17 protein-coding genes and 2 tRNA genes are annotated in these 17,214 nt (G+C 52.8%); 12 read left to right on the forward strand and 7 right to left on the reverse strand.

Features of this window, described 5'->3' with window-relative positions:
* Position 1: 1 nt before the first annotated feature.
* The 4 genes from ACMAZB_RS12010 to hemA are packed head-to-tail and all read right to left on the reverse strand — an operon-like array spanning position 2 to position 3,970.
* On the reverse strand, positions 2-766 hold the full coding sequence (locus tag ACMAZB_RS12010) for a HesA/MoeB/ThiF family protein (RefSeq protein ID WP_435217471.1): 765 nt from the start codon (positions 764-766) through the stop codon (positions 2-4).
* A complete protein-coding gene (gene prmC / locus ACMAZB_RS12015) occupies positions 763-1,578 on the reverse strand; it encodes a peptide chain release factor N(5)-glutamine methyltransferase (RefSeq protein ID WP_435217473.1) in 816 nt (271 codons plus the stop codon). Before prmC ends, ACMAZB_RS12010 begins: the two co-directional genes overlap by 4 nt.
* Entirely contained in the window at positions 1,575-2,663 is a 1,089-nt protein-coding gene (prfA, locus tag ACMAZB_RS12020; protein WP_435217475.1) for a peptide chain release factor 1, read from the reverse strand. The genes prmC and prfA overlap by 4 nt, the downstream gene beginning before the upstream one ends.
* The gene (hemA, locus tag ACMAZB_RS12025; protein ID WP_435220083.1) at positions 2,660-3,970 is read right to left on the reverse strand and encodes a glutamyl-tRNA reductase; all 1,311 of its coding nucleotides are present in this window, start codon (positions 3,968-3,970) and stop codon (positions 2,660-2,662) included. Before hemA ends, prfA begins: the two co-directional genes overlap by 4 nt.
* Positions 3,971-4,016: 46 nt before the next feature.
* Between hemA and ACMAZB_RS12030 the strand changes: the two genes are divergently transcribed.
* The 10 genes from ACMAZB_RS12030 to ACMAZB_RS12075 all read left to right on the forward strand — a co-directional run bounded on the left by ACMAZB_RS12030 (position 4,017) and on the right by ACMAZB_RS12075 (position 11,881).
* Positions 4,017-5,867: a tetratricopeptide repeat protein gene (locus ACMAZB_RS12030; RefSeq protein ID WP_435217476.1), complete on the forward strand. Its 1,851-nt coding sequence runs from the start codon at positions 4,017-4,019 to the stop codon at positions 5,865-5,867.
* Positions 5,868-6,009: 142 nt separating this feature from the next.
* Positions 6,010-6,411: a lipoprotein insertase outer membrane protein LolB gene (locus ACMAZB_RS12035; RefSeq protein ID WP_435217478.1), complete on the forward strand. Its 402-nt coding sequence runs from the start codon at positions 6,010-6,012 to the stop codon at positions 6,409-6,411.
* On the forward strand, positions 6,408-7,250 hold the full coding sequence (gene ispE / locus ACMAZB_RS12040) for a 4-(cytidine 5'-diphospho)-2-C-methyl-D-erythritol kinase (RefSeq protein ID WP_435217480.1): 843 nt from the start codon (positions 6,408-6,410) through the stop codon (positions 7,248-7,250). The genes ACMAZB_RS12035 and ispE overlap by 4 nt, the downstream gene beginning before the upstream one ends.
* A gap of 7 nt (positions 7,251-7,257) precedes the next feature.
* Positions 7,258-7,332, forward strand: a tRNA-Gln gene (locus ACMAZB_RS12045).
* A 50-nt stretch (positions 7,333-7,382) separates the two neighbouring features.
* Positions 7,383-8,315, forward strand: coding sequence for a ribose-phosphate pyrophosphokinase (locus ACMAZB_RS12050; RefSeq protein WP_435216021.1), 933 nt, complete (start codon positions 7,383-7,385; stop codon positions 8,313-8,315).
* 73 nt (positions 8,316-8,388) lie between these two features.
* The gene (locus tag ACMAZB_RS12055) at positions 8,389-9,039 is read left to right on the forward strand and encodes a 50S ribosomal protein L25/general stress protein Ctc (RefSeq protein WP_435217482.1); all 651 of its coding nucleotides are present in this window, start codon (positions 8,389-8,391) and stop codon (positions 9,037-9,039) included.
* Positions 9,040-9,048: 9 nt separating this feature from the next.
* Positions 9,049-9,651, forward strand: coding sequence for an aminoacyl-tRNA hydrolase (gene pth, locus ACMAZB_RS12060; protein ID WP_435217484.1), 603 nt, complete (start codon positions 9,049-9,051; stop codon positions 9,649-9,651).
* 29 nt (positions 9,652-9,680) lie between these two features.
* Positions 9,681-10,775, forward strand: coding sequence for a redox-regulated ATPase YchF (gene ychF, locus ACMAZB_RS12065; protein WP_435212169.1), 1,095 nt, complete (start codon positions 9,681-9,683; stop codon positions 10,773-10,775).
* Positions 10,776-10,843: 68 nt separating this feature from the next.
* A tRNA-Met gene (locus tag ACMAZB_RS12070) sits at positions 10,844-10,920 on the forward strand.
* Between the two features lie 151 nt (positions 10,921-11,071).
* On the forward strand, positions 11,072-11,881 hold the full coding sequence (locus tag ACMAZB_RS12075) for a phytanoyl-CoA dioxygenase family protein (RefSeq protein ID WP_435217485.1): 810 nt from the start codon (positions 11,072-11,074) through the stop codon (positions 11,879-11,881).
* Positions 11,882-11,892: 11 nt separating this feature from the next.
* Here ACMAZB_RS12075 and ACMAZB_RS12080 read toward each other — a convergent pair whose 3' ends face one another.
* Both ACMAZB_RS12080 and ACMAZB_RS12085 read right to left on the reverse strand, forming a co-directional pair.
* A complete protein-coding gene (locus ACMAZB_RS12080; RefSeq protein ID WP_435217487.1) occupies positions 11,893-12,366 on the reverse strand; it encodes a cupin domain-containing protein in 474 nt (157 codons plus the stop codon).
* Positions 12,367-12,633: 267 nt separating this feature from the next.
* A complete protein-coding gene (locus ACMAZB_RS12085; protein ID WP_435217488.1) occupies positions 12,634-13,026 on the reverse strand; it encodes a nuclear transport factor 2 family protein in 393 nt (130 codons plus the stop codon).
* Between the two features lie 568 nt (positions 13,027-13,594).
* On the opposite strand from ACMAZB_RS12085, the gene ACMAZB_RS12090 reads away from it, so the two are divergent.
* Complete coding sequence (locus ACMAZB_RS12090; protein WP_435217489.1) at positions 13,595-14,575, forward strand: Gfo/Idh/MocA family protein; 981 nt, start codon at positions 13,595-13,597, stop codon at positions 14,573-14,575.
* 153 nt (positions 14,576-14,728) lie between these two features.
* On the opposite strand, the gene ACMAZB_RS12095 is transcribed toward ACMAZB_RS12090, so the two are convergent.
* Positions 14,729-16,393 (reverse strand): aminotransferase class V-fold PLP-dependent enzyme, encoded by a 1,665-nt coding sequence (locus tag ACMAZB_RS12095; protein ID WP_435217490.1) that lies wholly within the window; start codon positions 16,391-16,393, stop codon positions 14,729-14,731.
* A 167-nt stretch (positions 16,394-16,560) separates the two neighbouring features.
* Here ACMAZB_RS12095 and ACMAZB_RS12100 point away from each other — a divergent pair, with 167 nt between their 5' ends.
* Entirely contained in the window at positions 16,561-17,007 is a 447-nt protein-coding gene (locus ACMAZB_RS12100; RefSeq protein WP_435217492.1) for an Lrp/AsnC family transcriptional regulator, read from the forward strand.
* Positions 17,008-17,214 lie beyond the last annotated feature (207 nt).

Genomic DNA, 17,214 nt, shown 5'->3' on the forward strand with positions numbered 1-17,214 from the left:
GCTACTGCAATCCGGGCTTTAAATCAGCATCGCACACAACACAGCCAGCTTGCTTGGGCAAAGGCAGTGACGCTGTCGTGTCGGCTCTGAAGTCGTATTGGCGAAGCATTCCCCAGGGAACCTTAGCAACGTCGGTTAGAGCCCCAAGAACATCCAAAACCTGACGAAGGGCAACCGTCGCCACAACCGGCCCTAAAATGCCAAGGGTACCGCAGCTAGCAGTCTCTGAGCCCACCTGTTGAGGGGCGAAACAATGGTAGCAACCCTCTTTACGCGACCCTGTAAAAGCGATGTTTTGACCGGCCATTTGCACTGCAGCCCCCATGAACCAGGGCAGCCCTCTGTCGGCTGTGAGGCGATCAATCAGTAATCTCGCAGCATGGTTGTCTGTTCCATCTACCACAACATCGACAGCGGCCAGCAAGTCAGCACCAGAGGTTTCATCAAAAAATACCGGATGGCACTGCACATCAACTGCGCCATTCATTTGATGCAAGCGCTGGGCTAAAACCTCAGCTTTAAACCGCCCAACGTCGGCCTCGGTATAGGCTATTTGGCGCGGCAAATTGCTAGACTCAATACGATCGGCGTCGACTAGGACCAAGCGGCCTACACCCGCTGCGGCAAGGTATTGAGCAGCCAAGGCGCCCAACCCACCGCAGCCAACAATGAGCACCGAAGCGGCACCCAAACGCTCTTGGCCCTCTAGCTCAAAGCCCGGGACCAACAATTGTCGGGAATATCGTTCAAGCTCGCTGTCGTTCATAAAGGCCGATAACCCCCCGTCACTCGCTCACGCCCGGCGAGATCGCGCCGTGTTTCAACCCCCTGCCAACCCTGGGTCACAAGAAGATTTCGAACATCGGGGCCCTGATCCCAACCGTGCTCTAACAACATCCAGCCACCGGGCTCGAGTGCCGCTTGCCCATCGGTGGCTAACTGTTGAAGCGCCTGCAAACCATCAATACCGGATGTTAGCGCCATCTTAGGCTCTGCAGGAAGATCGCCCTGATGCAGGTGGGCATCGTCTTCCCGAATATAGGGTGGATTTGCCACGATAAGATCGAAGCGGCGTGCCAGTATTGGCTCGAACCAAGAACCAAGTAACCACTCCACGTCCAAGCTCAGTTGCTTTCCGTTGGCGCGCGCTACGCCCAAAGCAGCCGCGCTCAAATCGACAGCGGTCATCTCGCTACGAGGACATTCATGTTTAACCGCTAGAGCGACGGCACCGCTGCCCGTACCCAAATCCAGACAGCGCTGGTGTGAACGCGCTTTCAGCAATCCCGCCGCCCACTGGACCAGCAGTTCTGTGTCCACTCTTGGGATGAGCACATCGGGAGTAATCTTTAGCGGCAAAGACCAGAACTCCCATTGGCCTAAAATATAAGCCAAGGGTTCACCGGCCTGCCGTCTCTCCACCAGGCCTAAAAAATGCGCCGCCCTAGACTCGGTAACCGAATCGTCGCCATGGGCATACAACCAGCTGCGATCACATTCGAAAGCGTGGAAAAGTAGTAGTTCTGACTCCTTCCGAGGCAGCTTCGCCTCTCTGACCAGAGTCTGAAGCGTGGTCACTCCGCCGAACCGAGGGCAGCCAACAAATCGGCCTGGTGCTCGGTCCGTAGCGGTTGCACCAGTGCATCAAGCTGGCCTTGGACGATCTCATCAAGCTTGTAAAGCGTTAGATTGATCCGATGATCGGTCACACGGCCCTGAGGAAAGTTGTAGGTCCTAATACGTTCTGACCGGTCACCACTGCCGACAAGGTCACGACGCTCTGCGGCCTGCTCACTGTGCGCTTTTTCTTCGGCGGCGGTCAAAAGGCGAGCAGACAATAGCGACATGGCCCGGGCGCGGTTTTTATGCTGGGAGCGCTCATCTTGACACTCCACCACGACGCCAGTCGGCAAATGCGTTATCCGCACCGCAGAATCAGTGGTGTTGACGTGTTGACCACCGGCCCCGGAAGACCGGAATGTATCGATGCGCAGATCTTCCTTCCGAATATCAATCGCTTCAACGTCATCGGGCTCCGCCATTACGGCGACCGTGCAAGCCGACGTATGAATTCGTCCTTGCGACTCGGTTTCAGGAACCCGTTGAACCCGATGGGCACCCGACTCAAACTTCAGGTGAGCGTACACATCTTCCCCGACAACCCGAGAAATAATCTCCTTGAACCCGCCATGATCGCCAGCGCGGTCAGAGATCGTTTCAAGTCGCCAACCCTTACTTTCGGCGTAGCGGCTATACATGCGAAACAGATCTCCTGAAAAAATGGCTGCCTCGTCACCCCCTGTACCCGCTCTAATTTCGAGATAGACGTTGTTACTGTCGCGCTTATCCCTAGGCAGCAACAGCACCTGTAAATCTGCCTCAATCTTATCCACCAGCTCCGTCGAAACGGCAAGCTCATCCGCCGCCATTTCGCGCAGCTCGGGATCAGAATCAGAGAGCATTTCTTGGGCCGCCTCAACGTCCGCTGACGCGCTACGGTGGGCCGTAAAAGCCACAACAACTTCATCAAGCTGCGAATATTCTCGAGAGAGCTCACGAAATAGATTCGTGTCCTCAGCGGTTTCTGGATCGCCCAGTAGCGCTGCCACTTCCTCGTGGCGATCAACGAGGCTGGCTAACTTAGCGGTTAAAGAACTCTTCACTGAAGGGTGGGGTTTTCGTCTTCAGAAGACGCCGTTTCGTTAAGCCCCAACAACGCTTTAGCGCGAGTCACCTGCCCGTCATCCCCCTCCCGTGCTATCTGACGCAAGCCAGCGGTCGGCGCATGAATCAGCTTGTTGGTTAAGTCCCGAGCTAACCGTCGTATAACATCTTCCGGGGTCTCACCCCGCTCTACCGACTTTATGGCCTTGGCCAACTCAACCTCTTGTATTGCCAACGCTGATTCGCGGAATGTGCGCACCACGTCGGCGGATTGCCGGCCGCGAAAATCTTCCTCGACACCGACCACACCCGCATGAATGATGCCATCGGCTTTATTGGCTTCACTCGCCCGCAGCCTCAAATTTTCAGCAATGACATCTTTCAAGTCATCGACAGAATATAAATAGATATCTGAGAGTTCGGATACCTCTGGCTCAATATCTCGAGGCACGGCAAGGTCAATCAGCAGCATCGGCCGATAGTGCCGCTGGCGCAGCGCGCGCTCAACCGCGCCTTTTCCCAAGATCGGCAGTTGGCTCGCCGTTGAGCTGATGACGATATCTGCCTCGGGAAGCCTGTCAGGGACGTCGGCTAACATGACTGCGCTGGCATCAAACTGCTGTGCCAACGATTCGGCCCGTGCCAGTGTCCGATTCGCAATAATTAAGTTGCCTAAGCCCGCATCACAAAGGTGCCGTGCCACCAACTCGATAGTTTCACCTGCCCCGAGCAACAACGCCGTGCGCTTGGACAGATTGGAAAAAATGTGCCCCGCTAAATCGACTGAGGCATAGGCTACGGATACCGGGTTCTCCCCAATTGCTGTATCCGTTCTTACCTTCTTCGCAATTCTAAAGGCCTCAGGAAACAATCGTTGTAACCGGCTGCCAACCGCACCGGCCTCCTCAGCCACGGCAAAGGCCGATTTGAGCTGCCCAAAAATTTGGGGCTCCCCCAGCACCATGGAATTCAGACCCGCAGCAACGCGGACAAGGTGTGTCAAAGCCTGCTTTCCATGATGTCGATAAGTACAGGTCGATAGAGCCTCAGCGGGCAAACCGTGATGCTCGGTAACCCAAGTCACCAGCGCCTCACTGGCACCAAGCGGATCTCCAGAGGTGGGAACCACGCCGTATATCTCGGTTCTGTTGCACGTCGACAGAATGACCACTTCGGTAATGGGTGCTGTCGCGAGGGCGCTTCCCAAAGCGTTGGCAATGTTTTCCGGGGCAAAAGAAACCCGCTCTCTGACATCGAGAGTCGCTGAATCGTGATTAATGCCAACCGCTATAAGTTCTTGAAACACAGAGCGCAAAGTTTTCTCATTTGGGAGCGCCATAATAGCAGAATACGTGGACTCTGCTGCTTATAAAGATGCCCCGTTAATGGGTTTGATCTCGCGGCTGTGTCATCATTGGGACATGATGAATAAAATTTACATTTTTGCGATGCAGCTTGGGTTCCTTGTGACCCTCACTGCCTGTCAATCAACAGCGCCTGCAACAGCGACAGCCCCCAACCCGACGTCGCAAGCGCCTTCGGAAGAATCGGCATTGGCCAAAGCAGACGAGGTCGCCGAACTCGAGCCTCTTCCCGAAACACCGATTCCAGCCGCTAGTCTTTATCCGCTACTGCAGGCCGAGTTTCTCCTGCGCCAGCGACGCCTCGACGAAGCTTTAGAAATATTGACCCGAGAGGCCATGCAACTCCAGGATCCGGAGTTGACCCGCCGGGCGCTGAGACTGGCAGAGTTCCAAAAAAACGACCGTCACGCCCTTGTGCTATCCATGAGACTCACCAATCAAGACAGCAATGACGGCGCTGCAGCCGTAACGGCTATGGGCTTGCTGATACGCGCAGGACAGCCTGAGCGCGCCCTGACATTTGCGAGGACAGCCAAGGAGCGCGGCGCGCGAATCAACGCTCCAGCTCTTATGGTGTCTTGGGACAAGTTAGAACCTACTCGGCAAAGAGCCACCGCAGAAGCCATTGAAGCCCTCGCTGCTGACTGGCCCGAAGATCAGGACATCGCGATTGCGCTCGCCTATTTATACCGAGCACAAAATAAACCTGATGCTGCGCTGGAGACACTTGACCCGGTTTTAATTGCAAGCCCCAACGAAGAGCGGGCACTTTTGCTATGGACACAAATTAAGCTGGACCAAGATGCCTCTAAACCGTTTAAGCGGCTACGCGCGGCATTGAAGCGAGTTCCCGATGATGAGGCTATGCGCTTGCAGTTCGCGCGCTTACTGGCGAGTACCGAGCGATACGATGAGGCTCGCGAACAGTTCTCAGCACTATTAATGCTCTCACCCAGAAATGGTGATTATTTATTTTCTCTGGCACTCATAGAAATTGAAGCAAAACAGTTGGACGCGGCAATTGCGAATCTCCAAGCACTGGTTGATCTCGGACAGCGCCCAGACGAGGCACAATATTATTTGGGCCGAGTTTACGAGGATCGCGGCGAAGACGCCGATGCCATAAGTTCTTACGATCAAGTAGGGCCCAGCAGGGAGTTTTTTGATGCAACTCGCCGCGGGGCAGAGCTGCGCCTAAACGCAGGCGACACTCGTGATTTTCAAGAAGGCTTTAGACAGTCACGAGCAAATCATCCAGGGCAAGCAGAACAACTTTACGGCTTGGAAGCCGAGCTTCTTGGAGAGATCGACGAGAAAGAGCTGGCGATTGAAGTCTACACAGAGGCCCTAGACTTGTTTCCCGAATCTGTCTCACTGCTTTACGGCCGAGCCATGACCTTTGAGGTGCTAGGCGATATTGCGGGTATGGAAAATGACCTGCGCGCTATTTTGGTGTTTAAGCCGAACAACGCCACAACACTCAACGCACTGGGCTATACGCTAACCGTGCACACCAACCGCTATGAAGAGGCCGCTGATTTAATCGAAAAGGCGCTCCAGTTGTCCCCCGGTGAGCCCGCTATTTTAGACAGCCTGGGCTGGGTTTACTTCAAATTGGGGCGCTTTCTTCAAGCCGCTGATTTACTGAAAGAGGCTTACGCGCGTTTCCCTGACGCTGAAGTGGCCGCTCATCTTGGTGAGGTGCTTTGGGTTTCAGGAAAAGAGCAAGACGCACTGGCCATTTGGCGAGCATCACTTGAACAACAGCCAGATGCCACCCACGTGACACAAGCACTCGAGCGCTTAGGTGTGTTGCTGGAAGAAGCCCCTGTTGACTGAACGAGGGCTAAAGTTTGCCAGTGCTATGGTAGCGATGGTACTTATGATTAGCGGCTGCGCGAGCAAACCTACTCACCCTGACCCCATCGCGCAGAGACCGGCCCGGGATCACATTGGTTGGTCCTTGCAAGGCAAGGCTGCTGTGACCCAGAAAGATCAAAATAGCAGCACCGTTAATTTGGCCTGGTCTCATCCCGGGATCACTCACGACCGCATCCGTTTGAGCGGCCCTCTGGGCACCAGCCCGCTAGATTTACAGCGAGAGGGCGATCATTTGTTTTGGCTAAATGAGGGCAGGCGAGAACCCCTAGGCTCGCTACCCTTGAATGAGGACGCGCAGTCTATTGTGGCCCTCCTCCCCCTAGACTCGGTCAGTGCTTGGCTTTTAGGGTACCCCGACAGCCCAGCTGGCTGGGCGGTTGAAATTACCCAATGGCAAGTTATCGAAGGTTGGCAGGTACCCCGTAAGATCGAGGCCTATCGCGACGACCTATCAGTTCGACTCGTCGTTTTGTCATGGGATTTTGAGACCACACATCAATGATCACATCCCTGACCTGCCTGTCACCGGCCAAGCTCAATCTATTTCTGCATGTCACGGGAAGACGTGATGACGGTCGTCACAACCTGCAAACCGTCTTTCAGCTGTTAGATTGGGGCGATGCAATGACCTTTGAGCGACAAAACACCCCCGGCTGCACTTTAGAAACTGACTTTAAAGGGGTACCACCCGCCGAAAATCTGATACTGCGAGCCGCAAGCCTTTTGATGCCTGAAAACCAAAGTATGGACGGGGTACGCATTAACATTAAAAAAAGCATCCCAATGGGCGGAGGCTTAGGGGGTGGCAGCTCCAACGCCGCAACCACTTTGCTGGCGCTAAACCACCTGTTTGCGCTAGGACACAGCGCAGAAACACTCGCTGAAATGGGCCTGAAGCTAGGCGCCGACGTGCCAGTTTTTGTTTTAGGCCGCAGTGCGTGGGGCGAGGGTATCGGTGAGATATTAACGCCTATGTCGCTACCCGCAGACTGGTTTGTCATTCTCAGACCCGACTGTCATGTGAGCACTGCAGATATCTTTAACGCGGCAGAATTGACAAGGAACACAGCGCCGATCACAATGTCGGCCGCTTTCAAGGGGTGCGTGCACAACGACTTACAACCTGTCGTTGAGATACGTCATCCCGAGGTGCGTAACGCGTTGAAATTACTGAGTAATTCAGCGCCTGCAATGATGACTGGCAGCGGAGCCTGCGTGTTCGCCCAAGTGGAGACACAAGCACAGGCCCAAGCCATCGCGGCAAAAGTACCGGAGTCACTGGCTCCGGTGGTAGCGAGAGGCATTAACCACAGGCCTCAATTTGTTGCAGAGCACGACTAACGTTTATTGGGGTGTCGCCAAGTGGCAAGGCAGCGGGTTTTGATCCCGCCATTCGCAGGTTCGAATCCTGCCACCCCAGCCATCTAACCGAAGTTGCAGGAAAACGAGGCGTCGATCATGTCATCTAAGATTATGGTCTTTACGGGAAACGCAAACCCCGAGCTAGCCCATCAAGTGGCCGATCGTCTGTACCTGACACTTGGCGCCGCACAGGTCAGTAAGTTTTCTGACGGCGAGATTACGGTCGAACTTAATGAAAATGTTCGAGGCAAGGATGTCTTTGTCATTCAGAGCACCTGCCAGCCCACCAACGACAACTTGATCGAACTGGTTTTGATGATCGACGCTTTGCGCAGAGCCTCTGCGGGTCGTATCACCGCGGTTGTGCCCTACTTTGGCTATGCTCGTCAGGACAGGCGCGTACGCTCAGCGCGAGTGCCTATTTCGGCCAAGGTGATCGCCGACATGATGGCCGCCGTGGGCGTGGACCGCGTATTAACCGTGGACCTTCACGCAGAGCAAATACAGGGCTTCTTCACCTGTGCCGTTGACAACGTTTACGCCTCGTCAGTTCTAAACCACGACATCACTCGTTGTAAATATGAAAACCTGGTAGTCGTGTCTCCGGACATTGGTGGTGTTGTTCGAGCAAGGGCCATCGCCAAACAGCTCGATGACGCCGAACTCGCGATCATCGATAAACGCCGGCCACGGGCTAATGAAGCCCAAGTCATGAACCTTATTGGTGACGTCGAAGGCCGCACCTGCATCATGGTTGATGACATGGTAGATACCGCAGGCACCTTATGCAGCGCGGCTAAGGCCCTTAAGGAGCGCGGCGCTGTTAAAGTTGTCGCCTACTGCACCCACGCCGTGCTCTCGGGCAAAGCTTTAGAAAATATCCGCAATTCAGAATTAGACGAACTCGTGGTTACCGATAGCATTCCACTGTCGGACGAAGCCAAGGCACTCAATATTCGCCAGCTCACGATCAGTGATCTCCTCGCAGAGTCTATTCGTCGGGTCAGCAACGAAGAATCCATTAGCGCACTGTTTGACGAGTAATCGTTGAACGGTGTAAACCCACTCATCGCCGCACCGGTCGCAGGTAACGTGATGAACACAAAGGAGACAGACCATGTCTGATTCTTTCGAAGTACAAGCCCAGGTTCGGGTTGACGAAGGGAAAGGTGCGAGCCGCCGCCTACGTCGACTTGAAGCAAAAGTGCCTGGTGTCGTTTACGGCGGTACAGCCGCAGCCATTAGCATTAGCCTGATCCGCAAGGATTTGGAAAAAATGATGGAGCAGGAAACGTTTTACGCATCGGTACTCAACGTTAACGTTGATGGCAATGTGGAGACGGCCATTCTCAAGGATGTTCAACGCCATCCCGCTAAGGGCTTCCCTATGCACGTCGATTTTTTGCGCGTGCAAGCCGATAAAGCGATTAAGGTTAACGTACCCCTACACTTCACCAATGAAGATGTCTGTGAAGGTGTCAAGATGGGCGGCGGCATGGTGCAGCATCAGGCTACCGACATAGAGGTTCAGTGTTTGCCAGGTGATATTCCTGACTACATTGAAGTTGATATGACTGCCGTTGAATTGGGTCAGATCGTGCACCTGTCCGACCTCACACTGCCAGCGGGTGTAGAGTCGACGGCACTGGCTCTGGGCGACGACCATGACCTTGCTATTGCGTCGGTTATCGCACCAAGAGGTAGTAAAACTGAAGATGATGCTGACGATACCGAAGCTGAGGGCGAGGAGCCCGCAGCGGAAGAGTGAGTCGATCCTTTGCTGGCCATCCAGCTCATCGTTGGGCTCGGTAACCCCGGCAAATCCTACGAAGGCACCCGTCATAATGCGGGTGCCTTTTTCGTAGAGGAGCTGGCCCGCCAATGCAGCTCGGCACTAACGCCAGAGAGTAAGTTTCATGGCGACACTGCCCGCGTAAGCTTTGCAGGACATGAACTGCGGCTATTGCGTCCCAGTACGTTTATGAATAAGAGCGGCTTAGCTGTGGCTGCGCTGGCAAATTTCTATCGTATTGCGCCGGAAGCTATTTTGGTTGCCCACGATGAACTGGACATTGCTCCGGGTACAGCACGCTTCAAGCAGGGCGGTGGACACGGTGGCCACAACGGCTTACGTGACATTATTCCTGCCCTTGGCGGCAACCGGGAGTTTCACCGCTTAAGAGTAGGTATTGGGCATCCGGGACGCGCGAGTGAGGTCTCAAATTATGTCTTGGCTAAACCCAGTAAAGCCGATCGACAGGCTATCGACGCTATTGTTGATGAAGCCGTAGCTAGCTTGCCACTGCTTTTAGCGGGCGACGCGGTCAAGGCCATGACACGATTGCACAGTGTTGATAGCTCCCAACCACCCAATTTTTAACGCTGTAGTTACCGGATAAAGGAAAAAACATGGGTATTAAATGTGGCATTGTAGGACTGCCTAATGTGGGCAAATCCACGCTGTTCAATGCGCTCACCGAGGCCGGTATTGACGCGGAAAACTTCCCGTTTTGCACCATTGAGCCTAACGCGGGTGTGGTGCCTATTCCCGATCCTAGGCAGCACAGTATTGCAGCTTTGATCAACCCCGAACGCGAGATTGCAGCCACCATGGAGTTTGTCGACATTGCAGGTCTTGTAGCTGGCGCCTCCAAGGGAGAAGGCTTAGGTAATCAGTTTTTGGCCAATATCCGCGAGACTGATGCCATTGCTCACGTCGTGCGCTGCTTCGAAGATGACAACGTGATTCACGTGGCCAATAAAATAGACCCTACATCGGACATAGAGATCATCAATACAGAGCTTGCACTCGCCGACCTAGAGTCTTGCGAAAAACAGCTAACTAAGGTGACTCGTACAGCGAAAGGCGGCGATAAAGAATCAATCGCCATGAAGCAGTTGTTAGAGGACAAACTGTTGCCACAGCTTAATGAAGCCCAGCCTATTAGAGCGCTGACATTAGACGACAACGAGCAAGCCCTTCTGAGCACCCTTCATCTGCTAACCACTAAGCCCACCCTATATATTGCCAACGTGGCAGAGGACGGGTTTGAGAATAACCCCCACCTCGATACCGTGCAGAGCATCGCCGCCGCCGAAGGCGCTGAGGTCGTTGCCATATGTAACAAGCTAGAATCAGAAATCATCGAACTCGAAGACGACGAGAAACAGGATTTTCTGGCTGAAATGGGCATGGAAGAACCCGGGCTTAATCGTGTCATTCGTGCCGGATACAAGCTTCTCAATTTACAAACCTACTTCACCGCTGGGCCCAAAGAGGTCAGAGCCTGGACCGTGCCAGTTGGCGCCACAGCGCCACAGGGCGCTGGCGTGATTCACACGGATTTCCAGAAAGGTTTTATTCGCGCTGAAGTGATTGGTTATGACGACTTCATCGCGCATAAAGGGGAACAAGGCGCGAAAGATGCCGGACGCTGGCGCCTTGAGGGTAAGGAGTACATCCTGGCCGACGGCGACGTCATTCACTTCCGATTCAACGTTTAGTAACTGCTACAGGTTGACTTGGAGGCAGCAGTTGTAGAAAATCGCGCTCCTCGCAACACACCCTTTGTGGCTACGTAGCTCAGCTGGTTAGAGCACAGCATTCATAATGCTGGGGTCGGTGGTTCAAGTCCACCCGTAGCTACCATCTCTCTCCTAAGCTCTACAAGGTATTGTCTTTCGCCTAGGAGACGCGAGTGAGTTGCTCTCTATTTCGCCATTTATCTCGTTTATACTCCGACAAACGGCCGGAGATTATGGGCGCTAGATCCTGACTACTTAAAACACGAGGCTTTGAATTGTCAAAATCGCGATCTGACTTATCTAACAATGGCCGCGCCACACCAGCCGAGCAAGTACAACGCCTAGAATCTGATGGGTTTGTGCTATTGCCTCCCGTCTTGGACGCAGAGACGGTCGCGACTCTTTTGGCCGTATCCCGCGAGAGATTACAGGCAATGCGCTCAGCGCTAGGGACAAAAGACATAGGTATTGGCAGTGCGGCTGGCTACGACGAAATTGTCCAGCGCTCTCCGGGACGCTGGGATGTTCCAATAACGCCGCAGCAGTTTGGCGTGGTTGATCGGGACCTGCCCTGGTGGGGGCTTATCAGCGCAATACTGGGTGAAGATGCCGAGCACCTCTTCAGCGGTGTAGTGTCTTCTGACCCCGGTAGCCCGGCACAGTATTGGCACACAGATTCCCCGCACGATTCTAGGGAGCACCTGCCAGCACACGCCATCAACGTATTAGTCGCCTTACACGATATCCCGTTGACCATGGGGCCGACCGAGTGTGCTCGGGGCTCCCACTTTCTGAGCAATCATTTAAGCAATCCGTCTCTGGTGCTCAAAGAGCTTATCTACCAGCATGAGGGCACAGCACCCGAGACTCTGGTTGGGGATACTGAAACTGAAATACCCGAGGCTTGCGCTCAGGCTATGGTGGCGGGCTCATGTCTAATCTTTGATGATCGCTTATTGCATCGCGGCCTGGGCAACCAGTCGGATAACACCCGACACGTGGCCTATTTTTCGTATCGTCAAAAAGGCTACACGGCAAACACCCACTTTGAAGCTACGCGGTCAGTGGTTGAAGTAAACCCCTAGCTACCGCCCCTCTATGGCTCAGATACGGTATTGATAATTACAAATTCACGATACCTTTCAGGCATCGTCCAGTAACCGGTGTACCCCGCAGGTAAGATCAGGGAATCGCCGGTCTTGTATTCGACCTCGGCACTATTATCTGGGCTCAAAATTAAGCGCCCCTTTAAAATATGGATATATTCATCATAGGGCAGCCCATCGATACGCACTCTTCCAGGATCGACATCAAATACATAGGCCGATATTTTTCCCTCGAAAAACAAATGGGAGCTGCTGTTTATCGTGCCTTCCGTTGATATTGCCTCATCAGACTCGGCTTCGGTGACAACAAGCCCCTGCCCCTCGAGAAAATGCTTATGTATCGTAATGGGTAGTATCGGTTCACTGACAGCATCGGCCCATATCTGATTCGAAAACAGTGCAATAGAGCCGGTAACCAGTAAAGCTACGGCAACGCCTAATTTTGACCCTGTGAAATAAGCCATCGTTTTCCCTCGTATTGGTTCGTCGAGTAACGCGATCTTGCGAGACCAGACCACGCGCCGTATTGGCATACATGCAACTAAAAATCTCCTCGTACCCGCCCAAGCACTTCAGACGCTGAGCTGCTTAACAGGTGCAAAAATTTTGAGATTGTCAGCGCTGATCGAGCATTCGCTTTGGATCAAAAACCTGAGTGGCGGCAGCAACTGTCTTACCACCGCCCCATCTAGTGTGATCCGATATGAGCCGGCGGGGCTCTGCTAACGGTTTTATTGAATGCTTAGCTCAGCCAGTTTGTGGGTATCGAAATAATAGGGCCTGACTTCGCTGATTTTCCCATCCTTAAAATGAAAAACTTCCGTCATTGGCATATTGAAAGGGACGCCAGTCTTATTTTTACCGGCAAACTCAGAAATCACCAAGACCATATCGCCAACTTCAGCCATGGCATTGACAGAAAGCTGGAGGTCATCCCAAGTGCTCAACACTTTATCGACTAACCGCATATAACCATCAGGTCCCCTATGCACTCCGGCGTAAGGTAGGCAATCTGCCTCGGTCACAAAAACCTCAGCATGCAAATAAGATTTCATGAGTTCGAAATCACCGGCAGCCATTGCATCAAACATGGCTTGCACTTTGTCTTTATTTGATCGGGTCATTGTAAGTTCCTTTTGTACCGCCTACTGCCACACAAAAACGATGCTCTCGTGGGGATGGCAACCTCCACCGCGCCCCAGAAGTTCTTCGAGTGATAGCGCAGTTTCGTGATGAATATTGACAACGCTCTCCGGCTACGCACCTCCGCAATCTATTACATGTCATATGACATGTAAAGATCACTCAATCTTATGTTGCTGGAATCGGCGCTATGTTCTGCCACTAGGCCGAAGAGAACTGCCCGCATTCACCCGCAGGCAACATGTCACTTGAAACTATGCAAACTGGTCGACAACTAACCTCAATAAGATTTCAAGGAGGACGACGATCGGGCCTTCAGCCACTTTCAGGCCTGCTGTGTAACCCATAGGAGGTTTGCTAGAGATAGCGTTTTGATTTTCGCTTACTCTAACTTCTACTTCATTTAGGGAGCAGTTGCTCAGCAAAGGCACCTAAAAGGAACCGCCTTAATTCTTCGAGATATTTTTGAGACATTGCGTACACTGGCACGAGCCTGCCCAGCCCACAGCACACATAACCCAAGCTCTTAATGAGAAAGAAGACCAACAGATGATTCAATTTGGCGTACTAGGCACGGCCCGGATAACCCCAGAGGCACTGATCTATCCATGCATGAACGAACCCTTGGCCAATATCCGTGTTATTGCGGCACGAGACAAGCATAGAGCCAATACCTTTGCAGCCGCCCATCACATAGACACCGTGTGCGACAGCTACCTTGATGTTATTAACCACGCGAAGATCAATGCTGTTTACATTCCACTTCATATTCCTGCCCACCATCCGTGGACCATGGCGGCCTTGAAGGCAGGTAAACATGTCCTGTGCGAAAAGTCCCTTGCTTGTAACGCTGAAGAGGCGCGAGAAATGAATCAGCGGGCTAAAGATCAAGAGTTGGTGCTAATGGATGCATTCCACTATCGCTACCACCCTTTATTTGCTCGAATGAAAAACATTGTTGCCAGTGGCACGCTGGGTACTATTTCATCCATCGATGCCGCCTTTCACACGCCAGTCACCGATCCAAGTGATATTCGAATGAACTACCACTTGGGCGGGGGCGTCACAATGGATATAGGCTGCTACCCGATCTCATGGGTTCGGCATTTAACTGACACTGAACCGACCGTTATTTCGGCGACAGCTGAAGTTGGCCCACCGCAAGTTGACCTTTTTCTAGAAACAAAAATGGAAGCCGGCAACATCGCCATCACTACCTCGGCAGATATGCGGGCCTCGGCATCGTTTAAGGCAGAAGTCACAGTCAGGGGAAGTCTCGGGGAAATGCGCGTCGACAACGTCATTGCACCACAGTTGGGTCACCTTCTAACCCTCAACGTGGGAAAAAAAATAACCCATCAGAGCGTTGATCGCAGGCCTACCTATGCTTATCAGCTCGATGCCTTTATCGCGGCAATTGAAACAGGCGAATCTCTTTGGACGGATGGCGACGATGCCGTTGCCCAGATGACGGTGATTGACCGGTGTTATGAAGCCGTCGGCTTGCCTATTCGTGGCCTGAAACTCTGACCGGTCCTGAGGGTTATGTCTTGCTCCAGTAGCCCGGCAAGGCGTCTGCAAGCAAGCCAAAAAAGGCTTGTCGACGGGAGACTGCCCTCACATTCAGCATAAGGCTCGCACCGACGTTGTTGAAACTGCAGCCAAAATCAACAGCCTTTAAAACTATGCGGCCGCCCTGGGTACAGCAAACCAGCGCAGTCTTTCAGCCGACTCAGAAAGCACCAGAGAAGAAGCGCTTTCTGCGGGCTTATGGGAAAGTATCTCGCGCCGGGCATCATCCAAAACGCCTTCGAGGGGGACAGAAAGCCCTGCATCATTTTTGGCTTCGCCAACCATTTCTAAAAAACTGACCCCAGATAGACTGCTCACCAACTGTCCGCTACTACCCGCATACCGCCAGACCCCAGCACCTTCATCGAAGTGGTACCAGGGCAGCATACGCCAGCCATACTCTGCCACGATAGCAATGGCCTGCAGCAGGTAGCTGAACTCAGCCTCATCGATAAAATAATTGAAGTTGAGTCGCACCCAGCCTGGCCTTAATACTATTGCACCTCGCTCGATTTCAGTCTCGATCGCCCGACTATAAGCCATGTTCATACCCAGTAAACTGTGACCGTAGGGGCCTGCGCATGAACAGCCACCACGCACTTGAATGCCAAAAAGGTCATTCAACAGAGAAACCACAAACCCGTAGTGCAGGTCTTTCTCGCCGTGTTTAAAGCGCATTGAAATGATAGACAAGCGCGGTGCTTGCGTATTGCCCAGTATCTCTAGATTCGGGCAATTGCCAAAAAACGCCATCGCCCGCTCTGCATATTGCTGCTCAACCTTCTCAATTACGGCGGTGCCAACATCTTGCTGGAGCTTGAACACCAGCCCCGCACGAATGGACTCTACGATGCCCGGTGTACCTCCCTCCTCTCGGCGCTCAGGATCTTCGAGGTAGCGATGATCCTCGGGCGTCACGTACTTCACCGTGCCACCACCCACAACTGCAGGAATGGTATTTTTCAAAATGCTGCGTTTGGCGACCAATACGCCAGGAGTACCCGGACCGCCAATGAATTTGTGGGGTGAAATAAAGACCGCATCCAAAATCGCTGGCTCTCCCTCATCGGCTGAACCATTCATGTCGATATCAACATAAGGCGCCGCCGCAGCGTAATCCCAAAAAGCTAGAGCACCCTGGCGCTTGAGCAGGCGGGTGACTGCCTTCACATCACTTTTTATACCCGTTACGTTCGAAGCGGCAGAGAAGCTTCCAATCTTCAATGCTCGGTCGCGATACTTATGCAGCGCTGCTTCCAGAGCCGAAAGGTTTATTTGGCCCTCATCATCCAACGGAATTGCTTCGACGTCGGCAATACTCTCGCGCCAGGGCAATTCATTGGAGTGGTGCTCATAGGGGCCAATAAAAACCACCGGTCTCTCTTGGGCCGGAATAGCGCTCAGCAGCGAGTAACGACTGGCCAAATCGTGGGGCAGCCGCAGACCCAATATATCGATTATTTTGTTTATGGCAGCAGTGGCTCCCGAGCCACAAAATATAATCTGATCCTCTTTAGTGCCCTTAACAGCCTTACGAATCTCTTCCCGAGCCTGTTCCCTGAGCGCCGTTGTCTGCGCGCCGGTAAAGGACGTTTCTGTATGGGTGTTGGCATACCAGGGGAGCACTCGGTCTCTAATGAAATCCTCAATGAAACCTAGCGCCCGTCCAGAGGCCGTGTAGTCTGCGTAAATCAGCGGCTTCTGACCAAAGGGCGTTGTAATTTCGCGGTCGGCACCAATGACCGAGTGACGTATTAGTTCTATCAACTGGCTCACAGCTCAATCTCATTGCTTGAATGCGTTAAGACTAAACTGAATAGGGAAAAACATTGTGCCCAATTTCAGCAAGGTTCGCGCAAAAATCGAAACACCGTCTCTTTAAATAGCATTTTTATGGTTTAATATTTTAATTATCCTGTAAAAACGATACGGACGGCGAAATTATGGACAAGACAGACCGATCTATCCTTTCCTACCTTCAAGTCGATGCCTCGCTGTCAGTTGGAGATCTCGCCGACAAGGTGAGTATTTCTAAGTCTGCCTGTTGGCGCAGAATTCAAAAGCTAGAGGAGCGCGGAGTAATTCGCGGCAGGGTCACCCTTTTGAACGCCAACGCACTTGGGCTAGACCTCACTGTATTCATTTCAGTTCGCACCAATCAGCACAATGAGCCCTGGGCAGCAAATTTTCGCGCAACGGTCGAGGACATTCCGGGAGTGCTCGAGGTCTACCGGATGGGGGGCGACGTCGACTACCTTATCAAAGCTCTAGTGCAGGGCATGTCGGGTTACGACAAGCTCTATCAAGAATTAATAAAAGCTGATCTTTACGATGTCACCGCCAGCTTTGTCATGGAGGTCATCAAGGAGACGTCTGAATTGCCCCTTTAAATAAGACGCGCTTTAATCGTTGTAACCGGTGCACCCACAGCATCAGCGGCCTTTAGCGTTTCCAACAAAAAATTGCCATTTCGCTGGGGTTTTCGATTCCTTATTGAGCGATTTAGTTGCTGGAAAACAGTAACCCAACTTTAGGTTTGAACCGCAGAATGACGGATTCTGCCGTGTACTGCATCAACGTATGACCAGTAAACTGCC

This window comes from Luminiphilus sp. nBUS_07 (assembly GCF_051201685.1).
Lineage (GTDB): Bacteria > Pseudomonadota > Gammaproteobacteria > Pseudomonadales > Halieaceae > Luminiphilus.

Coding starts and splice junctions, on each gene's coding strand:
- ACMAZB_RS12010 (WP_435217471.1), bottom strand. CDS start 766: ATGAACGACAGCGAGCTTGAACGATATTCCCGACAATTGTTGGTCCCG.
- ispE (WP_435217480.1), top strand. CDS start 6,408: ATGATCACATCCCTGACCTGCCTGTCACCGGCCAAGCTCAATCTATTT.
- ACMAZB_RS12050 (WP_435216021.1), top strand. CDS start 7,383: ATGGTCTTTACGGGAAACGCAAACCCCGAGCTAGCCCATCAAGTGGCC.
- ACMAZB_RS12055 (WP_435217482.1), top strand. CDS start 8,389: ATGTCTGATTCTTTCGAAGTACAAGCCCAGGTTCGGGTTGACGAAGGG.
- ychF (WP_435212169.1), top strand. CDS start 9,681: ATGGGTATTAAATGTGGCATTGTAGGACTGCCTAATGTGGGCAAATCC.
- ACMAZB_RS12080 (WP_435217487.1), bottom strand. CDS start 12,366: ATGGCTTATTTCACAGGGTCAAAATTAGGCGTTGCCGTAGCTTTACTG.
- ACMAZB_RS12085 (WP_435217488.1), bottom strand. CDS start 13,026: ATGACCCGATCAAATAAAGACAAAGTGCAAGCCATGTTTGATGCAATG.
- ACMAZB_RS12090 (WP_435217489.1), top strand. CDS start 13,595: ATGATTCAATTTGGCGTACTAGGCACGGCCCGGATAACCCCAGAGGCA.
- ACMAZB_RS12100 (WP_435217492.1), top strand. CDS start 16,561: ATGGACAAGACAGACCGATCTATCCTTTCCTACCTTCAAGTCGATGCC.